Consider the following 10,383-nt stretch of genomic DNA (forward strand, 5'->3'; position numbering starts at 1 on the left):
AAACGGAGAACTTCTCTCCGTCTATGCTAGCGTGCCGTAGGCGGAGAAAAATTCTCCGCTTCGCCTGAAAGGGGCTTCGCCATGAACACTGGCGCGCTGGATGTCCGCACTGTCATCGACGGTGTCGAGTACGGGGACGAGGCCGTTCGGCAGTGGGAGCTGGACCGTTCACGTGCGGCGCTCACCCTGCTGAAGCAGCGGATCGGGGACGAGCGGATGCGGGAACTCCTCGCCCCCGATCTCGCCGCGTCAGACGCGGCGATGGCACCGCTTCCGAACGGGTCCGGGGGAGCCTGGCGGTCGGCCGTCACCGAAATGACAGTCGCCGGGATCGACGTGGACCGGTTCCTCACCTGGTGGCAGGGCCGGCTCGCGGGCGGTGACCGGTCCGCGCTGCTCTCCGCCAACCCCGAGCACTACCTCGCCGGCTCCAGCGGCGGAGTGGTCGAGATCATCGAGACCATAGGATCCGGCCCCCTCCGGTTCTTCCTCACCTTCCACGACGGCGTCGAAATCGCGGACGAAGGCCACGAGGAATACCCCGTACGCATCGGCGCCACCGGACGCCTCGGTGACGGCACGGAGATCGCCCGCGTCATGCATGAGTTCGGCGACGGCCCCGACGGCTTGCGCATCCGTCTGACCATCCAGTTCCCGGCCAACGCCCCTGAGCACGTCTTCGTCGGACATCAGTGGCACTTCGCCTGCGAGTTCACCAACTGGCTGGAAGGCGCGCACGACCAGGCGTGAGCTCCTCCCGCAAGCAGGCGGGGATCCCCTGGCGATCAGGGGATCCCCGCCTGCCAGGAGGGATCCCGCGCCCCGGGCTCTCCTCGGCGCGGCGAACAGCGATCTTGAGGACCATGTTCATGACAACCGCAACTCCGGCCGCGCCGGCGCAGGCCGACCCGCCCATCACCGCAGAATCCGGCATCCTGCGTCACGCAGCCTGCGAATTCGGCCTCACCGGCCTTCTGCTGTTCTTCGTCGTCACCGGCGTGCGCTGGCTTGTCGCACCCGACTCACCGATCTCCGTCCATGACATCCACTACGCTCTCGCCATCCTTGGCATCACCATCGGGGTGCTTCTCATGGTGTTCATGACGTCTCCACCCGGCCGGCGGTCCGGCGGACACCTCAACCCCGCCGTCACCATCGCGCTGTGGCGGCTCGGCGCCTTCCCCGCCCGCTTCGTCGTCCCGTACGTCACGGCCCAACTGGCCGGTTCCGTCGCGGGAACGGCGCTCGGCCGACTCGTCTGGGGACCGGCAGTCTCCCGCGTCCCCGTCGACTACGCGGCTGTCCACGCCGGCCCGGCATGGGACGCCACCGCGATCCTCACGGCGGAGACCGGAGTCCTCGTCCTGCTGACCATGATGCTCTCCGTGCTCCTGGCACACCCGGCCGGCCGCAGACTGCTCCCCTGCACGGTGGGGCTCGTCACCGCGGTCATCATCGCGACGTTCGGTCCCCTCAGCGGCGGATCGGCCAACCCGGCACGACAGTTCGGTCCGGCGCTCCTGGCCCAGGACACCACCCACCTGTGGATCTACCTGCTCGCTCCGGTGCTCGGCGCGGTGCTGGGAGCAGCCCTCGTGGCTCTGGCCGAACCGCCTACCGCACAGCGGCCCCGGTACTGACAGCGAGGGAATTCACCAATCGGCTATCGCGGCGGACCGGAACGACGGCCCACGCCGGTGTCCAGATCTCGCCGTCCCGGGGCGGCCGGGGCAGACGCATCTCGTCCGGCCCACCTTGGCTTCGAGCATGCTGACAGCGGGCGGGCGGGAGACGAGCGACGTCTATGCCGCGAGCCCCGCCGCGTTATCCGCCCGGCCGGGCAACCTCCTCAGGTACCCCAATCCGTTCATGGAGTTCTTCGGCAAAACGCGTCCGGTAGATGCCCTGGACGATGGCCCAGGGAGACTGGTAGCCCCTGTGCTCCGGGTCCAAGACATCCTCGTCCCACGGCGCTACGCAGTCCGGAAGCAGCCGCGCACGACCCAGATACATCTGCGCGGCCTCTTCCAACCGCACTTCTCCTGCGATCACCGAGCTCCATAGCCCGCAGCCCTGCCCGACCACCCACATGCACAGATCTTCGGTGCTGTCTTCGGACCAGACGTCCCCCTCCACGCTCACGCCTTCCGAGAAGTCGGCCAGCGAATCAGCCGCGGACTCGTACGCGAGCGCGAAGGCTTCGAGGACTTCCCGCGGCTGGGACTCCAACCACAATTCAAGGGCAGACAGGCGCGGTCGTGTCGCTTCCAGGACTTCCCAGAACCAATCAGGAACATGATCCGGTCCCATTTCGGCTCCCGTGTCGATGGCTGCAGTACCCGCCCGACCGTACAACGGGATGGAGTTCCCTGGACACTCCCAGACTTCACCGTCGGCGAATGGCGCTCTCCATCCGCGTAGTCACGGGCTTGCAGTCAGGCACTTACAGGAAAAGGCGGGTCAGCGCTGGCGGGGTGAGGCACCCGAGCCAGGCGGCGACAGCGGGGGAGCCTCTCGTCGGCGCGCACGATCTCCTCACCACCCTCCCGGACCACACCGCCCAGTGAGCTTTCCGGCGCGTTCGAGTTGAGGGCCCACATGTCGTCCTGTGACCGTTTCACCGGCCGCTCCGCCTCATCGGCGGGTTCGACGGCCGTCCGGCGGCACAGTCAGATGGCGCCTTTTGCGTCATAGTTGCCTGGAACAGGCAGTTTTCGGGCTTGGTACTGGTGGGCTCGCGTAATCAACTGTCGCCAGTTCTCGGTTCCGTCCTGAGTGTTGGTGACGGCGTGTAGTCGTCATCGGCGGTTATTGCGTGTGGCCCTCGACACCCTGAGCGGTGTTGCTTAAGACCACGGGCACGGCATCGCGTGTCGGTCACCGGTTGGGTGAGGCATGGAGGTGCCCGTGAGATTGCCTTGCGGAGGCATTCCACACATGTCAGCCGAGTTGAATCACACGATCATTCATGCCCGGGCCAACCGGGAGTCGGCCGAGTTCCTGGCACACATCCTGGGGCTCGAGGTCGGGACCGAGTGGGGCCGTTCATTCCGGTCGACACCAACAACGGGATCACCCGGGACTTCGCCGCCATCCCGGCGGAGTCGAACGTCACGCAGCACTACGCGTTCCTCGTTTCCGACGAGGAGTTCCACGCGGCCTTCGCGCGAATCCAGCAGGCCGGGGTCACGTACTACGCTGATCCGCGGCTGAAGCGGCCTGGAGAGATCAACCACCACTATGGCGGGCGCGGCCTGTACTTCATTGATCCGGCCGGCCACGGCATGGAGATCATCACGCGGCCCTATGACAGCCACGAACAGGCGCCGACGGCTTCGTAGGGCAATTGGCAGGTCAGAGAGTGCCCTGGCCTGCCACTCGTGGCGTAGCTCGACTACCGGCGGCAGACAACTGGTGGGGGCCGGCTCCCGCGATCAGCACGTTCCGGTGTGTCATGACGCTCCCTTTCGGCTTCCTCGTCTTCTCTCGTACCGGGCGACAGACCGGCGCGGGACTCGTCCGGGCCTGCCGGGACCGCTGGCGGCGCACGGGCCCTGGCCGGGTCTCAGACGGTGAGGTGCTGCTTGGTGCCGGAGCCGTCGGCAGCCGTGTCGGGGGTGATGCCGTGCTGCTCTTCTTCGGGGCGACCCTTCTTGGGCAGTAGGAAGGTGATCGCGAAGAAGACCACCAGCAGACATGCCTGGACGATCAGCGCGCGGTGGAAGCCGCCCGTGAAGTCACCGGCCTTGGCCTGGGCGAAGAACACCGAGCCGAAGACCGCGACGCCGATGGAGCCGCCGATCGCCTGGACCGCCGACAGGACACCGGAGGCGGATCCGATCTCGTCGTCGTCGACCGCGGCCAGGATGAAGCTGAACAGGGCGGCGATCACCATGCCGGCGCCGATGCCCGCCACCGCCACGCCGGGAGCGATGTCCCAGATCGAGAACGAGGCGGCATCGAGGCCGTCGAGCTCGAACCACAGCACGGCCGCGCCGGCCAGCTGGGCCAGCGGTCCGATCTGCAGCACCTTGCGGCCGATCCTGTCCGCGAGGAAGGCGCCGCTGATGGCGCCGCCTATCGCGGTTCCCACCGCGAGGGGCAGATTGCCCAGTCCCGCCTCACCGGCGGTGAAGTGCTGGCCGATCTGGAGGAACAGGGTCAGCACGAGCTGGGTGCCGATCAGTCCGCCGAAGAACAGGGCGATGCCGCCGAGGCCGACGGTGAAGGCCGGCTTGCGCAGCAGGCCCGGGGTCACCAGCGGCTCGCGGCCCGCGGCTGCCGTGCGGCGCTGCTGAAGGGCGAAGAAGGCGAAACCGATCACCGAGGCGGCCATGGACAGCCACGTCCACAGCGGCCAGCCGTTCTCCTGCCCCTGGTTGAGCGGCAGCACCAGCAGGGCGCAGGAGATCACGACCAGGGCGGCGCCGGTCATGTCGACCCGCACCGTGCGGTCTCCCGCCTTCTTGGGCACGAACTTCGCGGCGACGATCAGGGCCGCGATTCCGACGGGCAGGTTGATCAGGAACACCGACCGCCAGCCCAGGCCGAAGAAGTCGCCCTCGATGAGGAAGCCGCCCAGGACTGGGCCGATGATGCCGCCCAGGCCCAGGACGGGACCGAAGATCGCGAAGACCTTGGTGAGCTCGGGACCGGAGAAGTTCTCCCGCAGCAGGCCCAGGCCCTGGGGCAGCAGCATCGCTCCGGCGGTGCCCTGCAGCAGACGGAAGGCGATCAGCGACTCGATGTTCGGCGCGACCGCGCACAGCAGCGAGCTCGCGGTGAAGGCCGCCAGGCCGATCAGGAACATCCGGCGCCGTCCGTAGCGGTCGCCGAGCCGGCCGCCGAGCACGAGCCCGGCGCCCAGGGTGAGGGCGTAGCCGCCGATCACCCATTGCAGTCCGACGGAACCGGCACCGAGGGATCTCTCCAGGTCCGGTCCGGCGACGTTGACGATCGAGGCGTCCAGGAGATCCATGATCTCCGCGACGATCATCACCGCCAGGATCAGCCACCGCCATCGGTAGGGCTCGGTCGTCTCGCCAGGGGTGGGGGACGGGTCGCGCACGTTAGATACCTCCATGGTGAAGTAATTCCATCGTGAAGGTAAGGTGGTGGCGGTAGGTTGTCAAAGTGGGATGACCGTGCGGACCGCGTGACAGGAGCGAAGGGCGCAGGCATGGAGGAAGCAGTGCGCGACGGTGTCGCTGAGCAGCGTGAGCGGCTGATGGAGTCGCTGAGGATCTACGGCGGCCACTACGCCGAGCTCAGCCGGCGCTTCGCCGCCTGGCTGGGCCTGCACTCCACGGATGCGACCGCGGTCCTGGAGATCGCAGCCGCCGAGGAGCGCGGCACCCCCCTGTCACCGGCGCGGCTGAGCGAGCGGATCTCCCTCTCCACCGGCGCCACCACCGCGCTCCTGAACCGTCTCGAAGCAGCGGGGCACATCACGCGGGCCCGCGAGCACTCCGACCGGCGCATCGTCACGCTGCGCAGCGGAGCACACATCCAGGAACGGGCGGACGAGTTCTTCGGCCCGCTCGCCCACCGCCTCGACGCCGCGATGTCGCACTACCCGCCCCAGTTCCTGGAACAGGTCGAAGCGTTCATGGCCGACCTGAACACCACCATGGACAGCCACCTCACGGAACAGGACGCGGTGACACCGCGCTCCCTTCGCACCCCTGATGGACGAACTCCCTGACCGGCTTGCTCCCCGCCGCCCAGTCAGCTCCTCTCTGCCCGCGCCCCGCCCTACCCACCTAGTGTGAGGCGCCAGAAAAGGCGGTCTTAAGAGGTCGCGCGGGTAGGCCAGGGCCGTCGGCCTGGGCGGGCATCCCACCGGTAGGCCGTCCAGGCCCGGCGTAGCAGCCTGCGGATCACGATGACCGCGCTGGCCGGCGCCACCCACGCGTCCTGCACCACCACGCGCCGGTCGGTCATGATCGCTAACGCCTTGAACCCCCGGTTGTGCCAGGAGTTGGTCCGCTCGATCACCCACCGGTGGGTGTGGTTGACCGGCACGAACTGCGCCTTCGGGGTGATCCGCCCAGCGCAGCCCAGCTCTTCCAGCAACGCCCGGTTTGACTGTGCGTCGTAGCCGGCGTCCAGGTGCACCGTGATCGCCGGTGGCAGACGGAACCCGAACAGTCGCAGGGCCTCCAGGGTGGGACGCAGCAGCGGCGAGTCGTTGCGGTTCGCGCCGGCCAGGACCCACCCCAGCGGCAAGCCCCCACCGTCGACCAGTACCGAGCGTTTCAGACCGCTCTTGCCTCGGTCCACCGGGCTGCGCCCGGTGTTCTGGCCGCCGCCAGGGGCTTTCACGATGCAACCGTCCACCACGAGGTTCTCAAGGTCGAGGCCAATGGCCTCGTCGTAGGCCTCCAGCGCCAGCCGGTGCAGCCGCTCGAAGAGGCCGGCGGCGATTCACTCATCCCGCCGGGCTCTCATCGTGGTTGCCGAGCAAGTGTGGTCGGCATGCTGCTGGTAGGTGCCTCCGAGCACGAGGCGGGCCAGGAGCTTTTCGAACACGACCCGTTCGGGGATGCGGGGACGGCGGCAGCCCAACGGATGGGCGGCCGCCTCCCGTCCGGGCAGGAGGGCTTGGAACTGGTCCCACAACGGCTCGGTTATGGATGAGGGCAGGATGGGCACGTGACCTTCGCTCGGCCCTAGAGCGCGTTGACCAGGAAGTCCCGCCGGGGTGCGCCGCCCTGGCAATCGGGGCGGCACACCCCGGCGGGGCGAAGGTCACCCGGCCTGTTCCTGCAGGTCCGCTGCGGAAACGGGTGCGGGCATGCGCCAAGCCACAACCGCGCCGATCGCGAGCCCCATGACGGCCGGCAGGATGGCCACCAGGAACGGATCGAAGGAGTGCAAGGACGGGGCGAACCCGATCCCAACACAGACCGCCACCCCGGTCGCACCGCCCAGTTGGTCAGCCGCGCGCTGGACGCCCGAGGCGGTCCCGGCGTCGTCCTCGGTGACGCCGCTGACCGCGAGGTACTGGAGCCCCACGATGCCGAACCCCATCCCGGCCGCGATCAGGAGCATGGGCGGGATCATCGTCATGCCGCCTGCCCGCAGGGCCGCGATGGCTGCGATCGAGGCCATCGCGGCCGCGGTGAACCCGATGCCGGCAAGTACACACGCGCGTGCTCCCCAGCGGCCCAGCAGACGGGGCACGAGCATGGAGAACACGATCAGCGAGACCGCCAGAGGCAGCATCGTCAGGCCCGCACCCAGCGGGCCGATACCCAACCGGTTCTGCAGATAGAAGGTGAACAGCAGGAACGAGGTCGACAACGCCCCGCTCAGCAACATCGTGGCCAGGTTGGCCGCCACCCGCGTGCGGTTGGCGAAGAAGCGCACCGGTAGCAGCGGGTTGCGCGAGCGTGCCTCGACCCGCACGTACCCGGCCCCGGCGGCCACCGCCCCGGTCAGCGTCCCCGGCACCACCCATGCGGGCGTTCCGGGTTCACCGGCCTTGACCACACCGAAGATGAACAGCAGCGGGCAGGCGGTCAGCAGCAGCGCGCCGGGAAGGTCCAACGGCGCGGCGTCCTTGGCCACGGGCCGGTCCCCCTCGACCAGGAAGACGGCTGCCGACAGCACGACCAGGATGAACGGGACCGAGACCAGGAAGACCCACCGCCACCCCAGGTGGGCGGTGATGATTCCGGACAGGACGAATCCGAGCACGAGACCGCAGCTGGCCACCGCCGCCCACACGCTCAGGGCCCGCGACCGGCGCGGACCTTCGGGGAACATCAGGACGATGGTGGCCATCGCGGCAGGCAGCGCGATAGCCTCACCGGCGCCTTGCAGCAGGCGCGCGACCACCAGCAGGGAGAAGGTCGGGGTCAGGCCTGCCAGCAGCGACGCGGCGCCGAACAGCCCGGTGCCGAGCAGCAGCACGCGCCGCCGCCCGAGCAGGTCGCCCAGCCGGCCACCGAGCATCAGCAGCCCACCACCGGCGACCGTGTACCCGACCACGACCCAGGTCAGAACGTGCCCGTCAACGTCGAAGTCGGCGCCGATCGAGGGCAGGGCGATGTTGACCACGGTCACGTCGACCGCAATGAAGAACTGCAGCATGGACACCGCGCACAGCATCAGCCATGCGCGTGCGGGGGACGGGCTGTGCCCGCGTGAAGAAAGGATGCCTGAGAGCATCAGGTGCTCCGTCGCTCAGAAGAAGTTCTGAGCAGCACGAACGTGCCGCTCCGGTCTGATCACGAAGCGGCTGGACGTCCAGGAAGAGTGTGTGAGTCGAACGCCCCGCCGCTAGCGGGACGTCCTGGTCACTGCGGCACAAGCGGCCGCGCACGAAGCAGCAGACATGCCGTGAACGCTACCAGGGAGGAGGCACCCGGGTCAGGCATCCGCCTGATGCCTCATGCCCCCACTTGTAGGCCCGTTCGCCAGAGCTTCCTGGGCACGGGGATCTCGTCGTCGCAGAGCACCTATCCGCGCGATCACTTATGAACCCGCAGGTGAGGGATACGTCAATGGGAGCGAAGGGCGAGAGCGGCCGCCGGCCCCGTACGTGCCGTCGTTCGTGATCAGCATGGCCCCGATGGCCCGCTCCGCGGGCGTTCCCGGACCACGTATGGCCGGCGGTGATACGTGCGACTGGGCGCCCTCACCCGTTCAGATTTGTGATGGGTTGCGGCTGGGCTCCTCTGCGCGGGAAACGGGATCGGGGCTGGAGAGGGCTTCACCCGGCATACCTGCTGCCATCCCCTTCATCGTCGATCGCTCCACGACGAGGCGGACGGCAGCAGGCGTCAGAAAGGGATTGGGAGATTCCGGACTGGTCTCAGGCGCCCGGGTTGTACAAGGAGGCCATAGCGATGAACTCTCCGCCCGGCCCCGGAACGTATCCGAGGCCCTCCCGGGCGGCGTTGGCGGCCGGCCATGCGTACAGTCCGCTGGGAGCAGATCACCGGCGTCACCGGCCGACCTACCGCGGCCTGATCCCAGGTCGGCACCCGGCCCCGCCACACCTCGACGCACCGTCAGACACCCACGCACCCAACAACGTGACAAAGCCGGTTGGAGCGCTCCTCCTACAAGGGTTTACTCGGAATGCGCCTGCTCTCGGCTGGCCGGGTCGGGTGCTGGCGCATTCTTGGCATCACATGCCGGTCTCTTCCCGAGTTCTTGACGGCGATGGTCAGGACGGCATCAAAGCTGCCTCGAACCGCATCAGTGGTCTGTCAACGTGCCTGAGGTGGCCGGCCGGACTCTCTGTCGTCGCAGCGTGGGACGGCGTAGCGCTCGATGGCGAGCCCCCCGTTGTCGACCGGGGCTTCAAGTGGCTGGATCACCCGGCTCGGTGATACTCGTAGATCGTGGTTCCGGAGACCTGCCGGCGTCAGATCCGGCCTTCGACCGATTCGGCGTCCGGCAGGATCGGTCCCGTCCCCAGTGCGGTCCGGCACCCTCTTTCGAGGGGAAGACCACCACTCTGTCCGCACGTCCTGGATGATGCCGACAGACTTGCGATCATGAAGATCTGGAAGAGGGCAGCCGTGGGCATGGCGGCATGGTCCCTCGTGGCTGCGCCGAGCCTGCTCGCTTCGACGCAGGTGCAGGCGACGAATCCGGCCGCGGCTCACACCGCCTCTCGAACCTCTCTGCTGGACGTGTTCGTACCGCCTTTGACCTCTCCCACCGCGGAGTCGGTCTGGACGGCCGGCCAGACGGTTGAGGTCACCTGGGACACTACCGACCCGCCACAGCACATCACCAACCCCAAGGGCGCGATCTACTTGAGGAAAGGCGACATGACCGGCCCCATGCTTGACGAGGGCTTCGACATCCTGAAGGGGAGACAGGAAGTGGTCGTGCCGGACGTTCCTCCCGGGAACGACTACAGGATCGTCCTCTTCGGCGACTCCGGTAACTTCTCCGCCCCCTTCACGATCACGGAAGGGGGCGGACCGATTCCTAGCGGTGCGGCCCGGCCGTCCGGGCGACAGCCCGGCGCCTCGGCGGCCGAACGTCGCGCTGGCCGGTGGCCGTGCTCCTGATGCCCGGCGACAGCGGTGTTCAGCGCCTGTTCCTGGTCGGGGTGCAGTTACCCATGCGCGGACGAACCCTGACGGCACGTCGGTCTCGAAGCGGGCCGATCAGGGTCATGCCGTAGTCGACGGCGAAATTCCGGCAGTCATCGCACGCGGCCATACGCTCGATAAGACCGTGTCCTATGTGGTGAGTCGAAGGAGTCGCTTGTAGCAGCAGAGGGCGGCGGCGAGTCCGAGGAAGGCCGGGTAGTTGCGGGGGTGGCGTTCGTAGCGGTGGTTGAGTCGGCGGTAGCCGGTCAGCCACGACATGGTGCGTTCGATGACCCATCTTCGGCGTCCGGGCCGTTCGCTG

8 protein-coding genes and 2 pseudogenes are annotated in these 10,383 nt (G+C 68.0%); 5 read left to right on the top strand and 5 right to left on the bottom strand.

Features of this window, described 5'->3' with window-relative positions:
* Positions 1 to 81: 81 nt before the first annotated feature.
* Positions 82 to 750: a hypothetical protein gene (locus ACFVH0_RS21565; RefSeq protein WP_385822364.1), complete on the top strand. Its 669-nt coding sequence runs from the start codon at positions 82 to 84 to the stop codon at positions 748 to 750.
* 119 nt (positions 751 to 869) lie between these two features.
* Positions 870 to 1,640: an MIP/aquaporin family protein gene (locus tag ACFVH0_RS21570; protein ID WP_385822366.1), complete on the top strand. Its 771-nt coding sequence runs from the start codon at positions 870 to 872 to the stop codon at positions 1,638 to 1,640.
* A 184-nt stretch (positions 1,641 to 1,824) separates the two neighbouring features.
* Here the strand turns inward: ACFVH0_RS21570 and ACFVH0_RS21575 are convergent, their stop codons facing one another.
* Positions 1,825 to 2,310, bottom strand: coding sequence for a hypothetical protein (locus ACFVH0_RS21575; protein ID WP_385822367.1), 486 nt, complete (start codon positions 2,308 to 2,310; stop codon positions 1,825 to 1,827).
* Between the two features lie 627 nt (positions 2,311 to 2,937).
* Between ACFVH0_RS21575 and ACFVH0_RS21580 the strand changes: the two are divergent.
* Positions 2,938 to 3,341, top strand: a pseudogene (locus tag ACFVH0_RS21580) (VOC family protein).
* A gap of 224 nt (positions 3,342 to 3,565) precedes the next feature.
* On the opposite strand, the gene ACFVH0_RS21585 reads toward ACFVH0_RS21580, so the two are convergent.
* Entirely contained in the window at positions 3,566 to 5,083 is a 1,518-nt protein-coding gene (locus ACFVH0_RS21585; protein ID WP_385822369.1) for an MFS transporter, read from the bottom strand.
* A gap of 96 nt (positions 5,084 to 5,179) precedes the next feature.
* Here ACFVH0_RS21585 and ACFVH0_RS21590 point away from each other — a divergent pair, with 96 nt between their 5' ends.
* The gene (locus tag ACFVH0_RS21590; RefSeq protein WP_385822371.1) at positions 5,180 to 5,704 is read left to right on the top strand and encodes a MarR family winged helix-turn-helix transcriptional regulator; all 525 of its coding nucleotides are present in this window, start codon (positions 5,180 to 5,182) and stop codon (positions 5,702 to 5,704) included.
* A gap of 86 nt (positions 5,705 to 5,790) precedes the next feature.
* On the opposite strand, the pseudogene ACFVH0_RS21595 reads toward ACFVH0_RS21590, so the two are convergent.
* Both ACFVH0_RS21595 and ACFVH0_RS21600 read right to left on the bottom strand, forming a co-directional pair.
* A pseudogene (locus tag ACFVH0_RS21595) lies at positions 5,791 to 6,654 on the bottom strand (IS5 family transposase).
* 96 nt (positions 6,655 to 6,750) lie between these two features.
* A complete protein-coding gene (locus tag ACFVH0_RS21600; protein ID WP_385822392.1) occupies positions 6,751 to 8,103 on the bottom strand; it encodes an MFS transporter in 1,353 nt (450 codons plus the stop codon).
* A gap of 1,409 nt (positions 8,104 to 9,512) precedes the next feature.
* On the opposite strand from ACFVH0_RS21600, the gene ACFVH0_RS21605 reads away from it, so the two are divergent.
* Positions 9,513 to 10,037 carry a GPI anchored serine-threonine rich family protein gene (locus ACFVH0_RS21605; RefSeq protein WP_385822373.1) on the top strand — a complete coding sequence of 175 codons (525 nt, stop codon included), beginning with the start codon at positions 9,513 to 9,515 and terminating at the stop codon, positions 10,035 to 10,037.
* A gap of 174 nt (positions 10,038 to 10,211) precedes the next feature.
* On the opposite strand, the gene ACFVH0_RS21610 is transcribed toward ACFVH0_RS21605, so the two are convergent.
* Positions 10,212 to 10,383 (bottom strand): transposase (locus ACFVH0_RS21610; protein ID WP_385822394.1); only part of this gene is annotated, 172 nt, incomplete at its 5' end.

It is taken from the genome of Streptomyces sp. NPDC127117, assembly GCF_042677325.1.
In the GTDB taxonomy this organism is placed as follows: domain Bacteria; phylum Actinomycetota; class Actinomycetes; order Streptomycetales; family Streptomycetaceae; genus Streptomyces.